Annotated in this window: 22 protein-coding genes; 4 read left to right on the top strand and 18 right to left on the bottom strand. The window is 41.7% G+C overall.

Annotation, left to right across the window (positions count from 1 at the left end):
- Window positions 1–154: 154 nt before the first annotated feature.
- On the bottom strand, window positions 155–2,278 hold the full coding sequence (locus tag WA279_RS05240) for a peptidoglycan D,D-transpeptidase FtsI family protein (protein ID WP_038427627.1): 2,124 nt from the start codon (window positions 2,276–2,278) through the stop codon (window positions 155–157).
- 336 nt (window positions 2,279–2,614) lie between these two features.
- On the opposite strand from WA279_RS05240, the gene WA279_RS05235 reads away from it, so the two are divergent.
- The gene (locus WA279_RS05235; RefSeq protein ID WP_024573418.1) at window positions 2,615–3,388 is read left to right on the top strand and encodes a CAP domain-containing protein; all 774 of its coding nucleotides are present in this window, start codon (window positions 2,615–2,617) and stop codon (window positions 3,386–3,388) included.
- Window positions 3,389–3,426: 38 nt separating this feature from the next.
- Here WA279_RS05235 and WA279_RS05230 read toward each other — a convergent pair whose 3' ends face one another.
- Both WA279_RS05230 and mcpC read right to left on the bottom strand, forming a co-directional pair.
- Window positions 3,427–4,293, bottom strand: coding sequence for an NAD(P)-dependent oxidoreductase (locus WA279_RS05230; RefSeq protein WP_336154565.1), 867 nt, complete (start codon window positions 4,291–4,293; stop codon window positions 3,427–3,429).
- A gap of 137 nt (window positions 4,294–4,430) precedes the next feature.
- Window positions 4,431–6,398, bottom strand: coding sequence for a methyl-accepting chemotaxis protein McpC (gene mcpC, locus WA279_RS05225; RefSeq protein WP_336154563.1), 1,968 nt, complete (start codon window positions 6,396–6,398; stop codon window positions 4,431–4,433).
- A gap of 134 nt (window positions 6,399–6,532) precedes the next feature.
- Here mcpC and WA279_RS05220 point away from each other — a divergent pair, with 134 nt between their 5' ends.
- On the top strand, window positions 6,533–7,234 hold the full coding sequence (locus WA279_RS05220; protein WP_014479647.1) for a GNAT family N-acetyltransferase: 702 nt from the start codon (window positions 6,533–6,535) through the stop codon (window positions 7,232–7,234).
- On the opposite strand, the gene splB is transcribed toward WA279_RS05220, so the two are convergent.
- From splB to papB, 8 genes are all read right to left on the bottom strand, one after another.
- Window positions 7,227–8,255, bottom strand: a complete 1,029-nt coding sequence (splB, locus tag WA279_RS05215; protein ID WP_003232425.1) for a spore photoproduct lyase — start codon at window positions 8,253–8,255, stop codon at window positions 7,227–7,229. The two genes, WA279_RS05220 and splB, sit on opposite strands and share 8 nt — an antisense overlap.
- A 77-nt stretch (window positions 8,256–8,332) precedes the next feature.
- Complete coding sequence (gene splA, locus WA279_RS05210) at window positions 8,333–8,572, bottom strand: splAB operon transcriptional regulator SplA (protein WP_003218644.1); 240 nt, start codon at window positions 8,570–8,572, stop codon at window positions 8,333–8,335.
- 90 nt (window positions 8,573–8,662) lie between these two features.
- Window positions 8,663–10,375, bottom strand: coding sequence for a phosphoenolpyruvate--protein phosphotransferase (ptsP, locus tag WA279_RS05205; protein ID WP_003218638.1), 1,713 nt, complete (start codon window positions 10,373–10,375; stop codon window positions 8,663–8,665).
- On the bottom strand, window positions 10,375–10,641 hold the full coding sequence (locus WA279_RS05200) for a phosphocarrier protein HPr (RefSeq protein WP_003154654.1): 267 nt from the start codon (window positions 10,639–10,641) through the stop codon (window positions 10,375–10,377). The genes ptsP and WA279_RS05200 overlap by 1 nt, the downstream gene beginning before the upstream one ends.
- Before the next feature lie 97 nt (window positions 10,642–10,738).
- The gene (ptsG, locus tag WA279_RS05195; RefSeq protein ID WP_086343780.1) at window positions 10,739–12,838 is read right to left on the bottom strand and encodes a PTS glucose transporter subunit IIABC; all 2,100 of its coding nucleotides are present in this window, start codon (window positions 12,836–12,838) and stop codon (window positions 10,739–10,741) included.
- Between the two features lie 228 nt (window positions 12,839–13,066).
- The gene (gene glcT, locus WA279_RS05190; RefSeq protein ID WP_015383525.1) at window positions 13,067–13,933 is read right to left on the bottom strand and encodes a glucose PTS transporter transcription antiterminator GlcT; all 867 of its coding nucleotides are present in this window, start codon (window positions 13,931–13,933) and stop codon (window positions 13,067–13,069) included.
- A 62-nt stretch (window positions 13,934–13,995) separates the two neighbouring features.
- Window positions 13,996–14,961, bottom strand: coding sequence for a LacI family DNA-binding transcriptional regulator (locus WA279_RS05185; RefSeq protein WP_336154560.1), 966 nt, complete (start codon window positions 14,959–14,961; stop codon window positions 13,996–13,998).
- A 281-nt stretch (window positions 14,962–15,242) separates the two neighbouring features.
- Window positions 15,243–16,337, bottom strand: coding sequence for a di/tri-peptidase (gene papB, locus WA279_RS05180; protein WP_336154559.1), 1,095 nt, complete (start codon window positions 16,335–16,337; stop codon window positions 15,243–15,245).
- A gap of 165 nt (window positions 16,338–16,502) precedes the next feature.
- Between papB and WA279_RS05175 the strand changes: the two genes are divergently transcribed.
- Entirely contained in the window at window positions 16,503–16,706 is a 204-nt protein-coding gene (locus tag WA279_RS05175) for a hypothetical protein (protein ID WP_014476643.1), read from the top strand.
- 37 nt (window positions 16,707–16,743) lie between these two features.
- Here WA279_RS05175 and pfeT read toward each other — a convergent pair whose 3' ends face one another.
- The 5 genes from pfeT to WA279_RS05150 all read right to left on the bottom strand — a co-directional run bounded on the left by pfeT (window position 16,744) and on the right by WA279_RS05150 (window position 22,016).
- Entirely contained in the window at window positions 16,744–18,657 is a 1,914-nt protein-coding gene (pfeT, locus tag WA279_RS05170) for a metal-transporting ATPase PfeT (RefSeq protein WP_327829209.1), read from the bottom strand.
- A gap of 236 nt (window positions 18,658–18,893) precedes the next feature.
- Complete coding sequence (stoA, locus tag WA279_RS05165; protein WP_003245444.1) at window positions 18,894–19,391, bottom strand: sporulation thiol-disulfide oxidoreductase StoA; 498 nt, start codon at window positions 19,389–19,391, stop codon at window positions 18,894–18,896.
- Window positions 19,392–19,441: 50 nt separating this feature from the next.
- A complete protein-coding gene (gene ykvU / locus WA279_RS05160) occupies window positions 19,442–20,779 on the bottom strand; it encodes a sporulation protein YkvU (protein ID WP_088325762.1) in 1,338 nt (445 codons plus the stop codon).
- Between the two features lie 117 nt (window positions 20,780–20,896).
- A complete protein-coding gene (locus WA279_RS05155; RefSeq protein ID WP_003232442.1) occupies window positions 20,897–21,523 on the bottom strand; it encodes a cell wall hydrolase in 627 nt (208 codons plus the stop codon).
- A gap of 298 nt (window positions 21,524–21,821) precedes the next feature.
- Window positions 21,822–22,016, bottom strand: coding sequence for a hypothetical protein (locus WA279_RS05150; protein WP_003218622.1), 195 nt, complete (start codon window positions 22,014–22,016; stop codon window positions 21,822–21,824).
- A gap of 164 nt (window positions 22,017–22,180) precedes the next feature.
- Between WA279_RS05150 and WA279_RS05145 the strand changes: the two genes are divergently transcribed.
- Entirely contained in the window at window positions 22,181–22,366 is a 186-nt protein-coding gene (locus WA279_RS05145) for a YkvS family protein (protein WP_003232446.1), read from the top strand.
- A 121-nt stretch (window positions 22,367–22,487) separates the two neighbouring features.
- On the opposite strand, the gene WA279_RS05140 is transcribed toward WA279_RS05145, so the two are convergent.
- Window positions 22,488–22,778, bottom strand: coding sequence for a YkvR family protein (locus WA279_RS05140; protein ID WP_003245399.1), 291 nt, complete (start codon window positions 22,776–22,778; stop codon window positions 22,488–22,490).
- 734 nt (window positions 22,779–23,512) lie between these two features.
- Window positions 23,513–24,448: a glycosyl hydrolase family 18 protein gene (locus tag WA279_RS05135; RefSeq protein WP_336154556.1), complete on the bottom strand. Its 936-nt coding sequence runs from the start codon at window positions 24,446–24,448 to the stop codon at window positions 23,513–23,515.
- Window positions 24,449–24,509: the final 61 nt, after the last annotated feature.

Genomic DNA, 24,509 nt, shown 5'->3' with positions numbered 1-24,509 from the left:
CCTTTGCATGATCATCGTGTTTCGACATATACAGATTGACTTTTACCTAGTATGATTCGCTAGAAAATGAGTATTCTCCTTCTATTCTTATGGTGAACGTCAATTTTTGAATAAAAGAAAGGGCACACAATCTTTTAGTTGTGCACCCTGTTTTTTATTTTTTACTGTGTTTTTTTTCGAGCTCTGCGTAGGCGTGAATAGCTCTTTTGGCAATGAGTTTGTTGATCGGGTCGTGGTCGTTCGCTACAGAAGGAACAACAACACTGAAAGCCACTTTTGGATTTTTTGACGGATAATAGCCGACAAATGTTAGATTGTACGTGCTTTTTCCCCACCAATTACGATTTGTTCCGTAATAAAATGTTTGCGCAGTTCCTGTTTTTCCGGAAACATCCTCTGCAAACGTATTTCTAGCTGTTCCCGAAGTGGTAACGAGCTTCATTCCAGTCTTCACCTGCTGAATGTCACTTTCTGAGTTGTTAATTTTGTTGAGAATGTTTGGCTTTCTTTGTTCAATGGTCTTCCCAAGGCCTTCTTTTTTGCTGGGCTCATGAACACTTGTAACAATTCTTGGCTGAATGCGGTACCCCCCATTGGCAATTGATGAGATGTACTGAGCCATTTGAAGCGGTGTATATGTATCGTATTGTCCAATGGCCAAGTCTAAAATTAACCCCCCTACCGCATCAGGTGTAGTTTGCATACCGGCTGATTCCTGCGGCAGATCGATACCTGTCTTTACTCCCAGGCCAAATTGGCTGTAGTAATTTCTCATTTTGTTTAAATCCTTCTGGTCAGCAGGAAGAGGTCCATGCGGCTTGTATGTGACACCGGCAATGTGCATGGCGACATTAAACATGTATACGTTTGAGCTTTTTTGCAATGCCGTTAATTCATTAATAGTTCCCATATTCATATAGGACTTCTTAGGCTTATTACCGTTTCCTGCAAAATACAGTGGCATGTCAACAAAATATTTATAATGCGGAATCCCGTCCTGATAGCCGGCTAGCACGGTGGCCCCCTTTACTGCTGATCCCATTTCATATTGGGTGGTAAATGCCCCTATCGCATAATCTTCAATTTTGTTGGTTTTTAAATCTATCTTTTTCCCTGCCATTGATAAAATATCGCCGTTATTCGGGTCCATCATTACGGCAAAGGCTCTGTCAAGCATGTAATTTCCGCGTGCACGGCTGTTTCGTACTTCTTCTTCAATGATCTTTTCTACCTTTGCCTGAAGCTCCATGTCAAAAGAAAGCTGAAGATCGTATCCCCTGCTGCCTTTATCAATGGTTTTTTGGCTGACGACATTTCCTTTATTATCTTCTACGTATTCCACTTTTTCTTTATGCGAATTTAAATATTCTTCATATTGATACTCTAAATAACTTTTTCCCACTCTGTCATTATTCGCATAGCCTCTTGTTAAGTAGAAATCTTTCCGGTCGCTCAGCAGGCCCTGATCAGGTGTCGTGACGCCCCCGAAAACAGAATAAAGGGTTTTGTCATAAGGATATTTTCGTGTCCAATCGTTTACGATATCGATTCCCGGAAGTTCTTCTAAATGCTCAGAAACAATGGAAATTTCATCATATGTTAAGTCATTTTTTGGTCTTTGCGAGGAGTTTTTCTTCTCATCAAGCAGCGCTCCGTTTTTTCCATTGCTATTGCTCTTATTTGGATTCATTGCCTTTACGATTTGAGGTTCGTAAGCATTTCCGCTTGAAAACCTTGTATATATCGCAGCAGTTTCCATTTCTTCGTCATCTTGCTGAATAGCCTTTAATTCTTGATCCGGAACACGCTCTATTTGAAGCTTGTAAGCCTGGTCTCCTTTCAGATTGCTTTCTGATTCCTTAAGCAGAGCGGCGGCTTTTTTCGGATGAGCTGCGATCCAGTAATCACGAAGATCCCTTTCCTTCAAAAATTCGGTATCAATATGAATGAAAGAAGCAAGCCGCTTCGCTGTTTTGATTTTATCTTCTGTTTTTGTGCTAGATGTTGATACATACACAATTTCTGGAACGCTCTGGTTGTCGACAGCAACTTTCTGGTTTCTGTCGTACATCTTCCCGCGAGGCGCAGGATAGTAAGCTGTTTTTGCATTTGATTTCTCAGCGTCTTCTTCATGCTGTTCGCCTTCAACTATTTGAACAACCCCGAGCTTAAAAATTAATGCAGTGAATAGAACAAAGACAGCTAGGAAAAAAAGGTTCATTCTGATTGCTCTGTTTCCTTTGCTCTTTTTCTTTGGTTCACGTCCTATTTCAGTCACTTCTGGTTACCCCTCTCAAATCATTCAATATATTTACATATACTGAGATTAATTGTAACACCTTTGTAATAGTTGTTACAGCGAAAAGGAGTAAAAAAAGCTGTCAATATAAAAACACATTAAAATATAACTAACGGTTCAAAAAAAAGGAAGCTATGTAACGGTACGATAAAATCATATATACCGCTGATTCCCTTATTCTTAGTGATTCAACGGATTTACTTTACGAAAATGACAATCTCTATTTGTCAAAGGAAAGTGCTGGAATCTTTATGACAAAAAAGCTATGTTATGATTTTTCTGTAGAAACAAACAACTCTAGGAGGTTACGAACTAATGAAGAAAGCATTTATTTTATCTGCTGCCGCTGCGGTTGGATTATTCACATTCGGGGGCGTACAGCAAGCATCAGCGAAAGAACTCTCCTGCCAGCCTGTGGTTACAGTAAAAACGGGGAACACAGTACAAAACATGTCACTTAACGATGCAGTGAAAAAACTGCATATTAACACAAATATCAAAACGTTAAACGCTGCAAACGAAAAAGAGATTAAGCAGCTTCTTCAAAAACATGCGAAGCAATCTAACGTGAAAGTTCAGGATGTTCAAAAGACAGAAACGGCAAAACCTGCACAAAAGACTACTGAAAAAGCAGCTGCTGATCAAAACACTGCTTCTAAAGCACCCGCAACTGCTGAAAAAACAAACACAACAACATCTGCACCTTCATCTGTAAGTGCATATGAGAAAAAAGTTGTTGAGCTTACAAATGCAGAAAGACAAAAACAAGGCTTAAAACCGCTTCAAATTGATGAAACGTTAAGCAAATCTGCACGCGCAAAATCTCAGGATATGAAGGACAAAAACTACTTTGATCACCAAAGCCCAACATACGGCTCACCGTTTGATATGATGAAATCTTTCGGAATCAGCTACAAAACAGCAGGTGAAAACATTGCGAAGGGCCAAAAGACACCTGAAGAAGTAGTAAAAGCTTGGATGAACAGTGAAGGACACAGAAAAAACATTCTAAACCCTAACTTTACTCACATCGGTGTTGGCTACGTTGAGTCTGGAAGCATCTGGACACAACAATTCATCGGAAAATAATAAAAAAAGATTGCCTGTTTCGTACAGGCAATCTTTTTTTATTTCACCCAAAGCTTATATATACTCTGTGTTCCGCTGTTTTCTTCACCTTGAGCAGCTAGCTTGTCATATAAGGATTTTGCGAGCGACAAGCCTGGCATTTCTTCCCCCATTAATTCTGCTTCCTCTAGTGCAATTCCCATATCCTTAATAAAATGCTTCACATAAAATCCCGGTTCAAAGTTGCCTTGCAGCATACGGGGAGCAAGATTTGACAATGACCAGCTTCCGGCTGCGCCCGTTGTGATGCTTTTCAGAACATTTTCCGGCTCTAGGCCTGATTTTTGGGCATAAGCCATCGCTTCAGCAACACCGATCATACCGGCTGCAATTGCAATCTGATTGCACATCTTGGTATGCTGTCCGCTTCCAGCCGGCCCTTGATACTGAATATTCTCTCCCATTAAAGAGAAAATCGGCATGCAGGCTTCAAAAGCTTCTTTTTCTCCACCGACCATAATCGCGAGTGTTCCGTTTTGTGCACCGACGTCTCCACCGGAAACAGGAGCGTCTAAAGCGAACAATGCTTTTTCTTTGGCCGCTTCAGCAATCTTCTTCGCAAGCGAAGGCTTAGATGTCGTCATATCAATAAGATATGCGCCTTCTTTTGCGTTTTCAATAATTCCATTGCTTCCGAAATACACTTCTTCAACATCACTGGGATAGCCGACCATTGTAATGATGACATCCGCTTCTTTCGAAAGTTCTTTGACCGTATCTTTCCAGATCGCGCCTTTTTGAAGTATGCTTTCTGCTTTTTCTTTTGTCCGGGTGTACACCAAAACAGGGTGGCCATCATTCAGAATATGTGATGCCATGCTCTTTCCCATCACTCCAAGACCGATAAAACCAATTGTTTTTTTCAAGGTCATTCCTCCCAGATGTTTCGTTTTGATTTTAGTTAAAATTTATCATTTTTCCTTCATTTTTTAGACTACCATATCTATTCATCTTATAAAATAAAAAATCCCCAAAACAAATGATGTTTGGGGATGTAATTGGATTACAATGTGAATTTTGCAATTGTGTTCATAAGCTCTTGGCTTGCATGCTTTAGTGTTTCCGTTGAGTGTTTGACTTTATCAAGGGTGACAAGCTGTTCATCGGTTGATGCGTTCACTTCCTCTGCTGCGGCAGCTGATTCCTGTGATATGGCTGAAATGCTTTGAATAGCTTCAGAAATCGCAAGCTGTTCTTCACTCATTCTTTGAATTTCCGCGTAAATGTGATCAATACCTTGTACCAGTGACTGCATTTCTGCAGTTATCGTATTTAATACCTCTCCAGTTTCGTGAATGGCACTGTTTTGTTCATCATTCATTCTGCTTGCCTCAACCATCGCGTGAGAGGCCTCTTTTGTCTCAAGCTGGATAAGCTTCACAGTCTCACTGATATGCTTTGTAGAAAGGGCTGATTGCTCAGCTAACTTCCGCACTTCATCGGCTACGACGGCAAAACCGCGCCCGCTTTCTCCGGCTCTGGCTGCCTCAATACTGGCATTTAAGGCAAGCAAGTTGGTTTGATCAGATATGTTTGAAATCGCTGTAACGACTTCTTCAATATTCTTAGTTTGATTTTCCAAATCCAGCAGCATCGTTTCAACCTTTTTCGTTTCCATATTGGCTTCGTTTGATTTCATCAGCAGCTGGCCGAGCGCGTCAAGTCCTTTATAGCTTGCATCCTCGGACGATTTTGAGCGTTCTTTAATTCCGCCTGCCTCCTCAGCGATTTGCCTGATTTTCGTTGACAGGCTTTCCGATTTTTCATTAATGGTTTCAACTTCAGAAGCCTGTTCCGATGCCCCTGCGGCTACTTCTTCAATCGCTTTTGCAATTTGTCCGCTTGTTTCATTTGTTTCGGCAGAGACAGCCGTTAATTGTTCAGAGGTGTCAGCTACTTTCCCTGAAGAGAGTCTCACTTGCTCAACCATTTCCTTCATATTTTCAACCATCAGATTGAAGTCTCTTGTTAAAATACCGACTTCATCCTTGGATTTTGATTCCGCGCGCACTGTTAAATCGCCTGCGGAAACAGCTTTCGTTTTTGCGATCAGCTGCTGTATCGGACCGGTTATCGTTTTGGCCAGGAAGTAGCTGAGAATAATTGTTATGATAAGCGCAATCAATGATATCCAAAGATTTGCCCGATTCATTTTATCTGAAATCCACATTAATTGATCGGTATCAAACTGCGTTCCGACCTTCCAGCCCGTTTCGCCAATCGTTTGGTACACAACCATTTTCCCATTCACATCTTGTATCCCTTGTTTCTCGGATGCGATGGTTTGCAGTGTTTGATCCTTTGATATATTTTTTCCTTGATTTGACGGATGGGCTAAAAGATTGCCGCTCGCATCAGCTAAAAAGGCAAATCCATTGTAAGGCACCTTTTGTTTATTGACCATACTCTGGATAGCAGAGAGTTTCAAGTCATAGCTGGCAACCCCTATCACTTTTTGCCCGTCTAAGATCGCTTTCGATGCAGTAACAATCATGTCTCCTGTCACGACATCTTTATAAGGTTCCGTCCAAACAACTTGATCCGGGGTTTCAGCTGCAAGCTTATACCATGGTCTTGATGTTGGATCATAATCCTCAGCAAAATCCGCTTTTGGATATGTAAACATTTCTTTTTTTGCGGTGCCTATGTAAGCCATCGCAACATAATCATCGTTATCTTTGATTTGCTTAATGTCATCGTGAAACAGCCGAGCAGCTTCTTTACTTGGTTTCGTTACAAATGTATGCGTTAATTCCCCATTAGCCAATCTTGATAACGAAATGGCATAACTCTTTAATTGCAATTCAATATTTTGTTCAAGTGACTGCGTCACGTTTTGAGTTGTATTTTTCCCATCCTCTGTAATCATCGGTTTTAGCGTCAAATAAGAAGACAGCATTAAAAGAACAACTGTGACGATTAACATAATCGAAACAAAAACAGCAATCTTCATGTGAAGTTTTTTAAACAAACCAATCCCCTCCTAATTTCTATATCGGCCCTTTCGTTTGAAAAATGAATAATCAAAAAATAAATTATAAGAAAATCGGAATATATTTACTGAAAATTCAATCTTCGTTATAATGAAACAACATAAGGAGAGTGATGATCATACTAAAACAAATGTATGTGCACGACGGCAGAAAATTTGAGGCTCTGACCATCAGAAACTACACTGAGACTGACATCGAGAGGCTGATTTCTCTTCAAGAAGAATGTTTCCCTCCTCCGTTTCCCCAGGAATTGCTGTGGTCAGAGGATCAGCTTGTCAGCCATATCAAAACCTTTCCGGAAGGCGCTTTATGCGCGCTCATCAATGGCAGAATTATCGGTTCCATGACTGCTCTTATTGTACAATTTGAGCCTGAATCTCCTGACCATACATGGGCGCAAGCAACAGACAACGGATCGATTAAAAATCATGAACCTCATGGAAATACTTTATATGTAGTGGATATTTCTGTTTCTCCTCATTATCGAAAGCTTGGAATCGGAAAATGGCTGATGAATACGATGTATGAGCTGACTGTTGATAAGAGACTGGAGCGCCTTCTCGGCGGCGGCCGCATTCCTTTATATCATAAATACGCACACGAGATCAGCGCTGTTCAGTACGTTGAAGATGTGATGGAAGGCAGGAAAAACGACCCTGTACTGTCCTTTCTCCTCCGTTGCGGGCGTTCACCTATTCGTGTAGTCAGCAATTATGTAGAGGATAAAGAATCATTGAATTACGGCGTTTTGATGGAATGGAAAAATCCTTTTTATAAAAAGAGAGCTGTTGATCACAACAGCCCGTTTAAGTGAAATATTCAATTTTCGCGTTAGGGAAAAAGGTATCAATATAGGATTCAAGTGCTTCTCGAAGTGCATGCTCTTCATCTTTCTGATAAATATATTTTCCAATCCCGTAGCGTCCCCATTTATAACGGCGCTTTTCTTCATCTAATTCGAGCTTCGTCTTCGGATAATTTTTCTCTATCACTCGTTTGGCCGGTTTTGTAAAACGGTGTTGAATTAATTCAAACGTTATGTCATGTCTAACGTCCTGCGGCAAAGCAGCATCAAGCTTTTCAAACAGATGTCTGTATCCTTCTTCCCAGCCTTCATGAATATAAATCGGAGCAACAATAAAGCCTAGCGGGTAGCCTGCTTTTGCAACTTTTACTGCCGCCTCTATCCGCTTATCAAGAGGTGAAGTTCCCGGCTCAAAGTTTTTAATCACATAGTCGGCATTAATACTGAATCTGAATCTCGTTTTCCCGTTATGCTTTGCGTCTAATAGGTGATCGACATGATGAAATTTCGTTACAAATCGGAGCTTTCCGAGATCACTTTGGCCAAAATGTTCAATGGCGCGCTTCAGTGTGTGTGTCAGATGATCAATTCCTACAATGTCTGACGTACATGATGCTTCGAACCTTGTGAACTCTGGTGCGCGCTCCTTCATATACTTATCTGCCTGATCTAAAATCTCTTCGACGTTTACATAAGTTCTGATATACGGCTTTGATCCCATGGTTGTTTGCAGGTAGCAGTAATGACAATGCCCCATGCAGCCTGTTGCAAACGGAATAGCATACTCAGCCGAGGGTTTGGATGAATCAAACTTTAATGTTTTCCGGACACCGATAACTAAAGTTGATTTCGCATTGCGATATTGCTGAAGATGATTTTTCCCAGGAATATTACGCACCTGATTGTGGGATGTTGTTTCTCTGATTTCAATGCCCATATTCTCAAATTTTTCTTGTAATTCTTGGCCTAGCGGATATTCCAGCGCCCTCGGTTCTATATATACAAGCTGCGGAACAAATGGGTTCTGCATGATGCCACATCCTTTTCCTTTACTAACATTACTTTTCTCACTAGGCGGAAAGGATATGAGTTGTAATGATTTCCTTGTTACTCATACGGATCAATATCAAAGAGTTCTTTGTAAAGCGATTTAGCTTCTTCATAGCTTGCAAACACAGCATCGTCCTCTGCGAACGGGTGATAGGTTTCATAAATAAACAGGGAAAGCTCACCTTCATGGTATGGATGGTGCACAATTTCGGCTTCCTTTATGTGGGCTACATTGGCGGCGTGCGGATTTCTGTAGATCACATAAACAGTATCTCCTGCGTTAAATTGGTTTGACATACTATCCCTCCTAGCCATGTTATTGTGTCCTTCTATACCCTTACTTATGAAAAAAACCAGACAGGCCGGAGGCCGTCTGGTTTTTGTACATTACTTGAATGTTTCTTTTACGAACGCGACAACTTCTTCTGTCGTGCTCATAGATAAGATTTTCTCTTTGAATGACTCAGCTTCTTGTTTAGACAATTTGCTGATCTGTGTTCTTGCCGGAAGAATAGACGTTGCGCTCATTGAGAACTCATCTAAGCCTAAGCCGAGAAGGATTGGAATCGCAATCTCGTCTCCTGCCATTTCTCCGCACATGCCAACCCATTTTCCTTCTTTGTGTGCTGCTTCAATTACGAGTGTAATTAAGCGAAGGATTGCCGGGTTGTATGGCTGATACAGGTAAGATACACGTTCATTCATACGGTCAGCTGCCATTGTGTATTGGATCAAATCGTTTGTTCCGATACTGAAGAAATCAACCTCTTTAGCAAACTGATCAGCGATGACTGCAGTTGACGGAATCTCAACCATCATTCCGACTTCAATATCGTCAGATACAGCCTGTCCCGCTTTTACGAGCTTTTCTTTCTCTTCAAGAAGGATCGCTTTTGCTTCTTTGAATTCGTTAACTGTCGCAATCATAGGGAACATGATTTTCAAGTTTCCGTATGTACTTGCACGAAGCAGCGCGCGAAGCTGTGTTCTGAAGATTTCTTGCTCTTCAAGGCAAAGACGAATCGCTCTATATCCCAGGAACGGGTTCATTTCTTTAGGAAGCTGCAGGTAAGGAAGCTCTTTGTCTCCGCCGATATCAAGTGTCCGCACGACGACTGATTTTCCTTCCATACGCTCAAGAACCGTTTTGTAAGCATCAAACTGCTCATCTTCTGTAGGCAGCTGATCTCTTCCCATGTAAAGGAATTCTGTACGGTAAAGGCCAACTGCTTCTCCGCCGTTTTCAAGAACACCTTTTACATCATCAGGAGTACCGATGTTCGCTGCAAGCTCTACATGATGTCCATCTTTTGAGACAGTCGGTTCATTGACAAGCTTCGCCCACTCAGCTTTTTGAGCCAAATAAGCATTATGTTTTTCTTCATACTCTTTTACAGTTTCCGCAGATGGGTCAATAATGACATCGCCATTGATACCGTCAACGATAACAGTCACGCCGTTTTGGATCGTGCCTGTAGCCGCTTTCGTTCCAACAACTGCTGGAATCTCAAGAGAACGTGCCATGATGGCAGAGTGAGATGTGCGTCCGCCGATATCAGTAGTGAATCCTTTTACGAACTCACGGTTTAATTGAGCTGTGTCAGACGGTGTTAAGTCTTCAGCTACAATAATAACCTCTTCTGAGATCATGCTTGGGTTTGGAATTTCGACGCCAAGCAGGTGGCCGGTTACGCGTTTTGTTACATCGCGGATATCTGCCGCACGCTCTTTCATATATTCGTTGTCCATAGATTCAAACATGGTAACGAACATAGAAGACGTTTCTTTTAAAGCGAATTCAGCGTTCACTGAATCAGTGCTGATTTTTTCTTTCACAGGGTTCAGAAGCTCAGGGTCACTGAGAACTAAAAGGTGAGCAGAAAAAATATCAGCTTTATCCTGACCTAGTTCTTTCAAAGCGTGCTCTTTGATTTTTTCGAGCTCTTCTTTTGAACGTGCAATCGCTTCATCAAAACGGCTTACTTCCGCTTCAGAATCAGAGATGTTTTTCTTTTCAACCGTTAAATCTGGCTCTTCAAGCCGGTATGCTTTTGCAATCGCGATGCCGGCTGAAGCACCAATCCCTTTTAATTCTTGCATTACTCGCCGAGTCCTTCGCTTTTCATTGTTTCTTCTAAAGCGTTAAGAGCATCGTTTTCGTCAGCTCCGGAAGCAGAGATTGTGATCTCAGCGCCTTTAGCGATACCTAAAGACATAACACCCATAATAGATTTAAGGTTAACTGTTTTGCCGTTATATTCTAAATTAACGTCAGCGTCGTATTTGCTAGCAGTTTGTACAAGAACTGTCGCAGGACGAGCATGGATTCCAGAATCTGCAGTTACTTTAAATGTTTTTTGTGCCATTTTTATCATTCTCCTTTTAACTTAAAGCTTAATTACTTCACAATATTATATCATACAACCGTACTTGTCATCTGACAAGCACGGCGTACTAACACCCTTATTTTTCAATCTTCACAATATCTTCTTGTTCTCTGCTGACTGAACCGCTTGCTTTAATGCTGACTGTTTCTCCTTCAGCAAGGTTTGTAAATACAATCGGTGTCATGAGAGATGGGACATTCGGTTTGACTGCATCCAGATCAACTTCAAGAAGTTTTTGTCCAGGCTCAACGCGGTCTCCTTCTGATACGAAAGACGTAAATCCTTCGCCCTTCAGGCTGACGGTATCAATACCAAAGTGGATTAAAATTTCTCTTCCGCCGTCGGATTGCAGGCCGATCGCATGTTTCGTCGGGAACACATTGAGAATTTTTCCACGAACCGGTGATACGACAATTCCTTCAGAAGGGAGAATCGCAAAACCGTCACCCATCATTTTCCCTGAGAAGACTTGGTCAGGAACATCCGTAATCGGGTGAATTTCCCCGGTAATCGGAGAAACGAAAACTTCCTCGCCGATTTCATTTTGCAGCGGTTCTGCAATCACTTCCTCAACCTGCTGGCCTACTTCCTCTTGAGCAGATGTTTTCGGTTCAGGTCTAGGCTTGCGTCCCGCAATAATGTCTTGCATTTGTGTTTTTAACCCGTCAGAACGCGGTCCGAAAATAGCCTGAATGTTGTTGCCGACTTCCAGCACTCCGGAAGCGCCAAGTTGTTTCAGACGGTCTTTATCAACCTTTTTCTGATCGTTTACAGTCACACGCAGACGAGTGATACAAGCATCAAGGTGTTTGATGTTTTCCTGGTCTCCCATTGCCTGCAGAATCTCATAAGGAAGATCCCCTGCTTCACCTGTTTTCCCAGGTGCTGCTGTTTCTTCCGCAGCATCCTCGCGTCCAGGTGTTTTCAGATTAAATTTGCGGATGGCAAATCGGAATCCAAAGTAGTAAATGACCGCTAACCCTAAGCCGACAGGAATGACAAGCCACCATGCCGTCCGGTTCGGTAAAATACCGAATAGGAAGTAGTCAATTAAACCGCCGGAGAATGTCATACCAATCTTAACATTCAACAGCTGCATGACCATGAATGAAAGTCCCGCAAACAAACAGTGAATCGCAAACAGGACTGGAGCAACGAATAAGAAAGAAAATTCCAATGGCTCTGTGATCCCCGTTAAGAAGGATGTCAAGGCCGCTGAACCCATAATACCTGCAACGAGTTTTTTGTTTTGCGGTTTTGCTTCATGATAAATGGCAAGCGCCGCAGCAGGCAGACCGAACATCATAAATGGATATTTACCTGTCATGAACGTACCTGCCGTTAACTGTACGCCGTCTTTAATCTGCGCCATGAAGATACGCTGATCCCCGCGGATGATTTCTCCTGCTGCACTCTTATAGCTGAAGAATTCATACCAGAACGGCGAATAGAAAATGTGGTGCAATCCGAATGGGATAAGTGAACGTTCAATCACCCCGAAGATAAATGCAGCAAGGGTTGGATTCGCTTCCACTAATCCTGTTGAAAAGGCATTCAATCCATGCTGGATCGGAGGCCAGATCACTAACATAATAAGACCCAGAATCAGTGCAGAAATTGACGTAACAATTGGAACGAAACGTTTACCCGCAAAGAAACCAAGGTATTGCGGCAGTTCAATTGTGTAAAATCTGTTAAACAATAATGCAGCTAACACACCGACGATAATACCGCCGAACACCCCTGTCGCCAAGGTAGGTATACCAAGCATGTTTACATATGCAGGATGGTTTTCCGTAAAGAACTTGGCTCTTTCAACTGAATCCGAAGGAATGGTTCCGTTTGCAAGAAGAACCGCACTCATGGATACATTCATTACAAGATAACCGATAATTGCTGCAATCCCTGCAACTCCATCACCATTGGCAAGCCCGATGGCTACACCTACTGCGAAAAGAAGCGGAAGGTTATCGAAAACAATCTGCCCAGCGCTTTCCATCACACCTGCTACAAGCTGAACATTGTCATTGCTCAAGAAATGCAGGACCTGAATCATGTCCTTATTTTGCATCGCATTCCCGATCGCAAGCAAAATACCCGCAGCCGGAAGGATCGCAACTGGAAGCATAAGCGCACGCCCAATTTTTTGAAGAACGCCGAATAATGCTTTAAACATAAGAATTGACCTCCTCTTTTTACTAGTCTGACCTTACAGCTAAAAATCATGACAACGAATTCACAGGCGTAAGTCTTCCAGTTTAACCGTTTACATTTGCCCTTTTACACAACAAAAAGGCATGAGCAAAATTGGGTGCGCAAAAGAACGAGAATGAGCTTCCCGTTTTTTTCCCTCAATCACTCATGCCTGATCGAATCAGTAACACGTTATAAGGATAAACTGAATTTATGACATTTTATTGGTTAATCGGTACAGATGAAGCGTCAGATAAACCGCTTCCGCCTCATGAACTGGTTTCTTCAATGTTTGCTGCAAGATTTTAATCAATTTCCAAGCTGTATTGTAGCATAGCGGATATTCATTTTTCAATAACAACATTAATTTTTCTGGTTCTTTAGTCGGTTCTTCTTTTTTAATTCTTTCTATTGTAAATCTGATATGCCTGATCAGCCGCAAATAGTTGACACTTTCCTTATTTACTTTCATTTGAAATGAGTCTTCAATCACCTCGACAAGCTGTGCCATGAGCTGAGAGTGCTGATTGACCTCGGACAGCGGACGGTTTGTCAACGCTGAATGGATATGCAGAGCGATAAAACCAATCTCCCCTTCAGGAAGGCAGATTCCCGCTTTTTCATTGATCATATCTATGACTTCTTTAGCAATTTGGTACTCCTCAGGATATAGTGACTGAGTCTCCATTAAAAATGGATTTTTCATATCAAATCCCTGCTGCTGCCTTTTGATCGCAAATGCGATATGGTCTGTCAACGCAATGTGAATATGTTCATTTAATGAGTGATTAGTCCTATTGCTTATGTGATAGATGACATCGTTTGAAATATCAACGAGCTTTTCATCAACATAGTCAAGGAGCTTTTTAAACTGCTTTTGTTCCTTCTCGTCTTTTAAAATGAACATTTTATCGTAGCCTTTATCTTCAATGACATCATCTTGTTTTTTTCCGAAACCAATACCTTTTCCGATTAAAACGACTTCGCTGTATTTATGATGAGAAGCAATTAATACGTTATTATTCAGTACCTTTTTCACTGTGAAGGACCCATTCACGATCCTCAGCTCCTTTGTCATTCAATACCTCATATCGTACATAACGAACGGAAGGCACGTCAAACCTTTTTTCAATGCATTCACTAAACAGTCGATCGTTCGATGAGACGGTAATCCAGAACTTTCCTTTCAATCGGCTGTCCTTGAATTCTTTTTTCCAGTATGGTAAATGCCTGCTTTCCCATTTCCCTTGTCTGAATATCGATCGTTGTGATACCAAGCGCTTGGCTGATTTCGTGGTTATCAACGCTTAAGATTGCAAGCTCATCCGGTACTGACACCCGCTGGTTCTTTGCTTCAAGAAAAAGTCCTGCTGAGACTTGGTCATTTGCAACAAAAATAGCCGTCGGCTTTTCCTTCCACGTTTTCCATTTATGAAAAAGCGCCTTCCCATCATTAATTGTAATCGCTTTCTCAACTACCCAGTCTTCACGAAATGTCTCGCCGATCTCTTCCAATGCCTCTTTATAGGCTTTGATTCGAAAATGGCTGTTCATGCCTTTTTTTCTTGCCAAACAGATGGCTATTTTTTTGTGCCCTTTGGCAATTAAATAGTCCAAGCCGTTCCGAAATGCTTCTTGATGAGGAATACTGATGGTTGGGAAGCGGGCATTATCTGAATTCTGGCAAAGCAAAATCGGGCCCTCCCATTCCATGAGTTTCTCATCAGCAAGCGCCTTTGAGCAAAAAATCAGGCCGTCAACCTGGCGCTGCTTTAATTGGGACAGCGCAAAGATTTCTTTTTGTACCTCATAGTTTGTTTGGAATAAAGAGAGGTGAACCCCGGATTCCGCGGCTGCGTCGGCTATTCCTGCAATCAGCTCTGCAAAATATGGCAGATTAACCGTCGGCAAGACAACACCAATCATGTTTGAAAATCCCTTCGACAAATGTACAGCGTGAATATTTCTCGTGTACTCCAATGATTCCATTGCCTCAAACACTCTTTTTCGTTTGTCTTCACTGACGTATGGATGATTGTTTATGACTCGGGAAACCGTTGTAACAGAGACACCGGCTTTTTCTGCAATGTCTTTAATATTAGCCATAGATTCCCTTCTTTCTAAATCCCCTTGATCTGGAATGCGTTTCATACAATATGATATGGACGTACCAGATATCTTTTTGTGTTTTAAGCTGAAAGGAGAAGATCACATGGGTTTCTTCATTTTAATTGGGTTATGTCTCACTGTTCTCGGTGGCAGCTGTCTAGCTGTAAAACCTCTCAACCAAAAACATGAAATTAAACCCTTTCGAACATTTGATGATTTTTTTATTTAATGCAGATAAAAAAGGACGATGTCGAGAACAAAGTCCTTTTTTATTTCTATTACGGCAGTATGATTAATTCCTTTGGATATTGGGTCAGAGCAACTGCTCCGTCCTTTGTTACGTGAACGTCATCCTCAATGCGCACGCCGCCAATCTCAGGCACATAAATCCCCGGTTCGATCGTGTAGACCATGCCTTCCTGCAGCAGTGTATCGTTGGCCTGGCTCATTGATGGATACTCATGGACAGAAATTCCGAGTCCATGCCCAAGCCGGTGAGGAAAATAGTCACCATATCCCGCTTTTTCAATGATTCCGCGGGCAGTTAAATCCAGATTTCCGATTCTCACACCGGGTTTGCTTGCCTCAATCGCGGCTTTTTCCGCTTGAAGCACAGTCTCGTAAATAGCCTCCTGCTTCGAATTGATGGTTTTGTATGCAAACGTTCTTGTAATATCAGAGCAATAGCCGTCAAGAATAACACCGAGATCAAATAAAACAAAATCACCTTTCTTCAACGTGGCTGTACCAGGATTTCCATGAGGCTGACCAGATTTTTCTCCAAATAAAACCATTGTAGAGAAAGACATGCCCTGAATTCCTTTTTTCTTCAGCTCATACTCAATTTGAGCGAGCACTTCCACTTCACTGATGCCTTCACGCAAAGCGGCTGTGCCGACTTCAACACCGTAATCCGCAAGCTTTGCCGCCTCTTTCAGCAAACGAATCTCATTGGCATCTTTAATCAGGCGAAATTGATTGAGTGTTTCTTCTGCTGAAACAAATTGAGCCCCGCCCGTCGCATGCTTCAGCTGTTCTGCACGTGATAGCGAGATTGAATCCTTTTCTACCGCAAGCGTATGTATGCTGATATTTCGCTTTTTCAAGGCCTTCTCTATCAGCTCCCACGGATTTTCGTGATCCGCATAGGCAATGATTTCATGATTCCAGCCTGCGTTGCGGGCCTGTCCTGCTTCCATTCCTGGACAAACAAAGAAAGGCTCCTCTTCTTGAAAAATAAATAACCCCATTAATCTTTCATGCGGCTCTGTGTAAAAACCGGTTAAGTAAAAAACATTTTCTTTTGTATGAATAAATGCGGCAGTATGCCCCGCTTCCTTCAGCCATGAAGAGACGCGTTGTATTCTATTCACTTCTTGTTCCTCCCTGCCATTTGCAATGCATTGTTCTGTCTTCCATTGTAACAGGTTTTACCGGTGTTTGCCTTTCACGACGCCTTCATTTTCTAATGCATTTTATTTCCTGCTCCTCTTCCTGTATACTGACAGTAACGTTCAATCGCAGGGGGGTTGTTCCGTTTGCTGATGAATTTTTTCAGACGAAAAGCAGTTATGCTCTTAACGGTTTTGGGAATTTCCGCTCCTTTTATCGGGATGAAGATGGTGGGCTTTTATTATTACAGCTCTATCATAGGCTGTGCAGCGGGTTTCCTTTGCTGCATCCTCGCTCTCATCCTGGTTATGAAAAGATCTGATAAAGACAAAAATGAAGGGAAAGCTTGATACATAAAAAGCCAGCAGCCTGATTAGGCTGCTGGTTTTATTTTAGGAGTCTTAATCCGTTTAGTATGACCAAAATCGTGCTTCCCTCATGACCAATCACGCCAAATGGCAATTCCATCACCTGCAAAAAGTTTGCACAAATCAGCAGGCAGATTACAGCTAGAGAAAACACGATATTTTGTTTGATGATCCTGTTCATTTTCCGAGACAAGCGGCACATGTTTACGAGCTTTTTCAAATCGTTTTTCATGAGGACCATATCAGCGGTCTCAAGTGCTACATCTGTTCCGCCGCCCATCGCAATGCCGACATCCGCCGTTTTGAGTGCCGGCGCATCATTGATTCCGTCACCCACCATTGCAATCGTTCCGAATTCTTCTTTTAACCGTTTGATTTCATTCACTTTTTGGTCAGGCAGGCATTCTGCCACGACAGTTGTCATGCCGGCTTCCTTGGCAATCGCTTGAGCCGTGTCTTCGTGATCTCCTGTCAGCATGGCCGTTTTAATCCCAAGTCGGTTCAGTTCTTCCATGACCTCTTTTGCTTCAGGCCTGATTTGGTCCTTCAGTGCGATACAGCCTGCTATTTGATCATCCTTTTTCACAAATACAATTGTATGACCGCTTTGAATGACATCTGATGCTGTTTGTTTCATAAATTGTGCTGCCATTTCCTCGCCGATAAAACCTGCTTTACCGACCTTCCATTTCGCACCCGACACCTCTGCCATAACGCCAAACCCTGAGGTTTCTTCTATAGATATGTAGCCGGACTGATTCACGCCGCGGCTTTCCGCGTACGCCGTTATGGCTTGGGCGAGCGGATGGCTTGATTGCGTTTCGATGGCATAGACAGCCTCAAGAACTTCCGCTTCACTGAATCCTTCTGCTATTCTGATCGTCTCTACGGCAGGCTGGCCTTTTGTTACAGTGCCGGTTTTATCAAAGGCGATCATTTGCACAGAGCCCAGCTGTTCAAGAAAGACGCTTCCTTTCACAAGCATACCGTTGCGGGCGCCATTTGAAATCAGGGACAGCGCCGCCGGCATAATAGAGGCGACAAGCGCACAAGGTGACGCGACAACCATAAACACCATTGCGCGGTAGAAGGTTTCACTCCAGCTCCAGCCCAGCGCAAAGTGCGGGACGAATAAAAGGAGCGCCACCGCAATTAGCACACCTTTCACATAAGCATTTTCAAATCGTTCGATGAAAGCCTGCGCGGGTGAAACACTATTTTGCGCTGATTCAACCAGTTTGATAATTTTTCTGAATAACGAATCTTCATTTGCTTTCGTGACACGGACAGTCAAGGAGCCATTGCGATTCACCGTTCCTGTGAATACAGTGTCGCCTGTGTTTTTTTCTACAGGCATTGATTCACCTGTTAAAGCCGACTCGTCAAGGCTTGTCGAGCCCGATTCAATGATACCGTCTGCCGCTACGCGTTCTCCAGGTTTGATCACAATCATATCACCGGCCTGCAAGTCTGAAACCGGAACTCTTTTGGTTTCACCATTGACCATCAATGTCGCTTCTTCAGGCTCAAGCTGCATTAAAGACGTTAAATCTCTGCTGCTTTTATTCATCGTGTATGTTTCTAAAGCTCCGCTTAAGGAAAAAATAAATATTAAAATAGCACCCTCTGCCCAGTATCCGATCAAGGCGGAACCAACGGCAGCGAAAATCATTAAAAGTTCTACATTCAGCGTTTTGGATTCGAGTGTTTCTTCGATTCCTTCCTTTGCTTTAGCAAATCCGCCGATCACAAAAGCCAGCAAGAAAAGTATTATGGATAATACCTGATATCCGGATAAGAGCCAGCCTGCCAAAATAAGAGCGCCTGATACAAGTGCTGCAATAAGCTCCGCGTGCTGTGCCCAGTTTTTTTCCCTCTTGTCTGTTTTCAATGGCTCATGCGGGTCGCGTTGAACGATAACTTGTTCATTCATATCGAATTCTCCTCTCTAATTGAGAACGTAAATCATCTTCATTTCTCTTAATAAAAACAAAATCGCTGCCCAAAAGGCAGCTTTATCGTCAGTTATTTCTTGATGTCTTCCTTTATTATAGCACGCACGAAGAGAATTTCAATTATAATTATTTTAATTTCTTTTTGATAATAATTATCATTAATGTTTATTCGCTTCTTCTCTATATGAAAAAAGCTGAGAGTCTCTGCTCTCAGCTATTCTTCCGTCCATTCCTTCAGTTGTTCCGCCGTCATCGGGCCAATTTTTGTTTTTTCAATTTCGCCCTTTTCATTCAGCAAAAATGATGTTGGGATCGTGATGATATGATACTCTTTCATCAATTCCCCTTTTGAGTCAAGAACAATCGGAAACGTCAGCTTGTTTGCTTTAATAAAATCTTCAACGACTTGCTGATTTTGTTCCGAATTCACTAAATTCACCGTTACCAGCTTTACACTGTCGGATGGATGGGCATCATAAAACGATTGAAACTGAGGAAGCTCCTTTTTGCAGGGCGGACACCATGATGTCCAAAAATGGAGAATTGTTTTTTGCCCTTTATTCGGAATCGAGATGTCCTCCCCTTCTATCGTTTTCATAAGAAAAACAGCGGGAACAGCAGGCTGTTTTTCCTCAGCTTGTGCCGCACCTGGAAACCATGCAATCAACCCTAATAACATAATGTATATAGTAAGCAAGCGCTTCGTCAACATGGAATCTTCCTTTCATGCTTTTCAATTAGCTTGCCCCTGCAGTTCCTTTATCATCCTTCAATTCGCGGCGTTCTGGTCCCTCCCGTAAGGAATACGGATACCTTCAATGCTTTGCAGATCGTGGCATAGTGCAGGCTCGTCAAAAGAATCATGCCAGTGTTCATTCCAAGGATAATCCCGAGCATTTGCAGATTCTCCATTGATCCCAGTACATACATCATACTTAGCGCAACGATATGGCTCCATACATTGTGATAAAAAGCCTCTTTCACAAAACCCATCCCGATTAAGCACGCCTGCAGCGGCATGACAAACAGATGAAAGAGAAAGTAAGGCCACAACAGCTGCAAGTAATACTGCGCTTCGGGAGAGTGAAAAAACAAATGCGTGAGAGGTCCCGCAAACTGGAACATGACCCAGACGGCAGGTATACCGTAACCTAATGTAATGAAAATCGACTGCTTCAGCCTTTTTAACACGATGTCATACTGAGAAAGTGCATAAGCTTCCGAAATACTCGGTATCATGACGACCATTAACGAATGGGCAATAAAAGCAGGGAACGACCCTATCGTCACAGCCACTCCTGCCAGCATTCCGTATTGATCGATCGCCGCTGTCCCGGCAACGCCCGCAGCCAAAAGAGCTCCTTTTACTAAAAAGGGTTCAATTGCATTGACAACCGCATGAAAAATGCGCAGTCCTGTTGTAGGAATTGAAACAGCAAGCAGTCTTTTCCTTACATCCTTTCCGCGCAAATGAATGTGCTGCTGGCCGGATAATGCCCGCCTTGCCATGATAAATTGTGAATATAAATAAATAAGCACGACTACATCACTCACGACTAGAACAAACAAGGAAATCAGCACAGCCATGTCCAATTCAAATGAGTACCATTGAAAAAAGAGGAATAAGCACAAGAGCTGGATGATTTTTTTCAGCACATTGGCAATTGCGATCTTCCCCATTTTCTGCACACCCATAAAGTAGCCCCTGGCGATTGAAGTAAAGGCGACAACAGGAATTAAGCCGATGACAATCCCTTTAATAAACGGGTGGTATGTATCAAATACCGGTATAAACGGAAGCGCAATACTAGCGGCGACAGTAGAAAAAGCAGTGAAAATGGCTGTCATTCTGAAAGCGTGCCTCAGCATGCTTTCATGAAGCTTAGGATTTGACTCGGCAATGAATTTAGAAATGGATATCGGCAGTTCCAGGCTCGCGATGACAATAATTAAAAAGATCGTGGGCAAAATACTCATGTAAAGCCCCATCCCATGCTCGCCAAGCTCCCGCGCCAAAATCATATTGACGACAAATTCAAGGCATTCAGCGAAAAAGGCGGCAATGGATAAAAGAATGATCCCTTTCACAAATCGATTCATGATGTCTCTCCTTGTCTCTTGTACTACCAACATCATATGAGACAAGTTCAAAAATTATTTTATTTTTACTCTTTATATGAAAAAAAGCACAGCTGAGACAAATTGTCTCTTCTATGCTTAGACGGCAAAAACGTGTCTGCCGATTTTTTCTACGATTTTTCTTGAACGAATCCAATTATCTGACGCTGTTTTCGGATTATAAAAGAATATGGCATCTGTTTCTCTATTTTTTGAGGACAGCGCTTCTTCGGCAGCTTCAATCGATTCTTTATCAGGCTTTTGGTTAATGCTCCCGTTTGCGACCGGTTCAAAGGCGTTTTTCTGATAAATAACCCCTCTTATCGTATCAGGAAAACCTTTTTTCTCCGTCCTGTTCAGTACAACGCTTGCTACAGCGACCTTGCCTTTATATGATTCTCCTTTGGCCTCTGCGTGAACGAGACGGGACAGCAACTCTTTTTCAGACTGTGTATATGTTTCTTTCTCATCATTTGTTTTGTCCGGTTTATCTTTCTCTTTCTTTTCAGTGTGTGCTGATAGCTTAATCGGTTTTATTTTCTTGTCTTTATCAGCAGACAGTGAAGGGAAAGATTCATTCGTATTTCGATCTATATGTGTAAGCCATTTCGCTTCTTCATGTTTTGTCTTCTTTGCGCTCAGTAGTGAAGCTTGTGTATGCTCAATTTTGGCTGCAGGCATGAAACAAAGAAGAAAAACAGCCAGAGCAGTGAATTTCGTTGTCATACAGTTTCCTCCTTAAAGTGCTCCAAAAAACACTTCATAACCTTAACAAGAGATCCATTCATTTTCACGGAAAAAGATTTTCCAACTCTCCCAAGGAGGTATCAGGATGGAATAAAGAGGATGACTCACTGCTTAATGGCAAAAAAACAGTCTGAAATTCTATAAATATTGTCAAATTAAAACATGTTTATCCATCTTTGGCACTTTACATTTTATTTACACCTGTTACAGACAGCTGTAATAAAAGGCTTGTATTCTGTCATATATGATAAAAAGGCTTCTCACGTATGAGAAACCTTCAGCTTCTTGGCTGTTCTAAGTATTGAAAAATAACATCTCCGCCTTGCTGGGCAATTCCCCGGAAATGTTTAAAATCATCTTGTTTAGATAACACGGCCCTGAAATCAAGAAAATGCTCTTTCTGGACTCTCAGTTCGTTTATGGCGCCGGTGCGCAGCTGTTCAATCATTTCTGTTATTTCTTCGGGACGCAACAAAAATTCCCCCTTTTCTTTCTATTGACGAAAATCAATATATCATCTTTATAGCGACAGGACAATTCATAAGGGAGATAAAACTCCTTATCGCTTTACTTCTCAATGAAAATACTGCAAAATACTTTCAAAAGGCATTATTATGTTTAAAGGAGAGGAAGCTTGTGAAAATCGCTAAGGTTGGGAATGTCATTGAATTTAAAAACGGATTAACCGGTGTGGTTGAAAAAGTAAATGAGAATTCTGTTATCGTTGATGTGACGATCATGGATAACTATCGGGATCTTGAGTTAGATTCATTGACAGTTGTTAATCATAAAAATTATAAGATCATCAGAGACTCCTATTAAAACCTCCTTATTTCCACATTTATTCAAAAAACTGCAAGACGGACAAATTTAACACCTTACATATGAAATTCGCTTTCTCAAAAGCTGCCGGCCGGCAGCTTTTTTACATAAAAAACACCGATCATGAATCGGCGTTTTTGTCTATTTCCGTTATTTCTATATAGAACTCGCTGACGGCCCCTGGTTCGTACAGGTTGGTCAAAGATGTTGAATAATTTGTCATTTCCCCCCGGAAGGCAAGATCGCGTTCCGGAACCTCGACATTAAACGTTTTTTCATACAACAGGACAGCGATATCATGGTAAGTCTCACTCGTAACGTTTAAGGTAAATGCAATTTTACGCTTCGGCTCGCTCTCCTCTTGATATGCAGCCATTTCTAACGTTACATTGTTTAACCGCAATGTCTTCACTTCATATCACTCCTTTATAGTCCATGCATCTTAGCATACCTTAGCGAATGTTTACAATGAATCTGTTCTTAACGGTTATATGAACCAATTCATTCGAAAAGACATCTTTACAAACATACGTTCGTTAAATTATAATAAAACAGACGAGCTGCCATCCAGCATCCCGTCTTTTCATTAGAAAGCGGCGAGTGGAATTCCCCCCGGATTCGCTCGTCTTTTTTATGTAAAACCCCCCTCATTTCTGGAGGAGAAACTATATGGTCGATTATCAACAAGTCATGGTTCTCCATGCGTACCTTGGCGCCTTGAATTTCCCCATACTTTAATGAGAGCGGCCAATCAATTTCTCATCATGTTTTTTAGATAAACCAGCATCCATTCAGGAAGTATATGAGGTAAGTTTTTAAAGTTCTAGTTATTCGTGCGCTTCCATATCGATCCTGAACAATTCTGAATGAAATGCAATAATCCTGCTATTAAGGTAGCATGTGTATGACTTAAATCATGGAAGCAGAATAAATTCAACACATCCGTAATTACTTGAAATGCGTTCTATAACATAAGTTTGAATGTGTATTTCAAGGCCAATGTAATGCCTCGTATAGAACATTTCGGGAGAAGGGCCTATGGAATGCCCTCACTGTTTTACCCGCACCCGTAATAAACACCTTTCAGTATGTCCATTTAGAGATTCATTGCAATTATCTTCGAATTTTTTTCTGAACTATAAATCATTATATATTTTTAAACACTGTATTCCAGACTGACACATCTTCTTGTCCAAGACTCCAGCTGCCAAGACCTTTCAGATTATATTTTTGAGCGAGTTTTATTTTTGCTCTGAGTGACTGTTCATTTTCAAACCATAATGTATATGTTCCCGAAGGCAACGGCCCCTTGTTATTGTGATTGACAGTAAAAATAGCTTTTGGAGATTGACTCTTAGTGTCAAAAATAATTGTCCCGCTATGCCTTTTTACTAAGGAGTCAACAAGGTAAAGGGGAATGGCTTGAGAGGCAGATTGGCCTTCCATCCAGCAGCGGCCATAGAATGGCAATCCTAAAACTAGTTTTTGAGGAGAAATTTTTTGGGTCAGAACATATTGAATGGACTTTTCCACCCATCCTACACTTGCAGTAGGCCCAGCAAGGTGGCTTTCATCGTAGGCCATAATCATAAGGTAATCTGCATATTTAGCTAAATACTCGTAATCATATGATCCGTGCCAGCCCTTCGTCCAGCCAAAAGGATTTGCCGCCACTGCAACTGATACTTCTTTATGTCTAGGAATACTTTTTCTTACCAGTCTAACAAAATCTATAAATAGATTCCGATCTTTTTCTGTAAGGTTTTCTATATCGATATTAACTCCGTCCAAATCCAGTTCTTCTATTGCATGAGAAATTTGTTTAGCTAAAAGAACTCGGTTCATTAATGCAAATCGTCCCAAATCCTGATCCCAATGATTACTTAGAAAAGGAACTATTTTTAATTTCCTTCTATGAAGAGCTTTAATCACATCGGGATTAGCTGAACGGAGAAGTAATGATCCATCTTTTCTGATATAGAAAAAATCAGGAGACACAACATTTAATACTCCGTTCGTTTGATCAACGTGTTGAATAAAATCCCATCCTAATCCAGAATAGAAATAGCTCATTTGAAACATCTCATAACCCCTTCATCCCCAAAAATATCAATTCCCTACAAATAAAAAAATGAGGATTATC

It is taken from the genome of Bacillus sp. 204(2023) (assembly GCF_037027505.1).
GTDB lineage: Bacteria > Bacillota > Bacilli > Bacillales > Bacillaceae > Bacillus > Bacillus subtilis.
Note: the sequence above shows the minus strand (reverse complement) of the source record. Positions and strands in the feature narration are given on the sequence as shown.

What these genes read in the sequence shown, in the direction of transcription:
- splA (WP_003218644.1), bottom strand. Translation starts at nt 8,572, where the DNA reads ATGTCAAACCAATTTAACGCAGGAGATACTGTTTATGTGATCTACAGA.
- WA279_RS05235 (WP_024573418.1), top strand. Translation starts at nt 2,615, where the DNA reads ATGAAGAAAGCATTTATTTTATCTGCTGCCGCTGCGGTTGGATTATTC.
- ykvU (WP_088325762.1), bottom strand. Translation starts at nt 20,779, where the DNA reads ATGAATCGATTTGTGAAAGGGATCATTCTTTTATCCATTGCCGCCTTT.
- WA279_RS05135 (WP_336154556.1), bottom strand. Translation starts at nt 24,448, where the DNA reads ATGTTTCAAATGAGCTATTTCTATTCTGGATTAGGATGGGATTTTATT.
- pfeT (WP_327829209.1), bottom strand. Translation starts at nt 18,657, where the DNA reads ATGAATGAACAAGTTATCGTTCAACGCGACCCGCATGAGCCATTGAAA.
- WA279_RS05220 (WP_014479647.1), top strand. Translation starts at nt 6,533, where the DNA reads ATGATCATACTAAAACAAATGTATGTGCACGACGGCAGAAAATTTGAG.
- ptsP (WP_003218638.1), bottom strand. Translation starts at nt 10,375, where the DNA reads ATGCAAGAATTAAAAGGGATTGGTGCTTCAGCCGGCATCGCGATTGCA.
- WA279_RS05200 (WP_003154654.1), bottom strand. Translation starts at nt 10,641, where the DNA reads ATGGCACAAAAAACATTTAAAGTAACTGCAGATTCTGGAATCCATGCT.
- ptsG (WP_086343780.1), bottom strand. Translation starts at nt 12,838, where the DNA reads ATGTTTAAAGCATTATTCGGCGTTCTTCAAAAAATTGGGCGTGCGCTT.
- stoA (WP_003245444.1), bottom strand. Translation starts at nt 19,391, where the DNA reads ATGTTGACGAAGCGCTTGCTTACTATATACATTATGTTATTAGGGTTG.
- splB (WP_003232425.1), bottom strand. Translation starts at nt 8,255, where the DNA reads ATGCAGAACCCATTTGTTCCGCAGCTTGTATATATAGAACCGAGGGCG.
- glcT (WP_015383525.1), bottom strand. Translation starts at nt 13,933, where the DNA reads ATGACAAAGGAGCTGAGGATCGTGAATGGGTCCTTCACAGTGAAAAAG.
- WA279_RS05155 (WP_003232442.1), bottom strand. Translation starts at nt 21,523, where the DNA reads ATGACAACGAAATTCACTGCTCTGGCTGTTTTTCTTCTTTGTTTCATG.
- WA279_RS05185 (WP_336154560.1), bottom strand. Translation starts at nt 14,961, where the DNA reads ATGGCTAATATTAAAGACATTGCAGAAAAAGCCGGTGTCTCTGTTACA.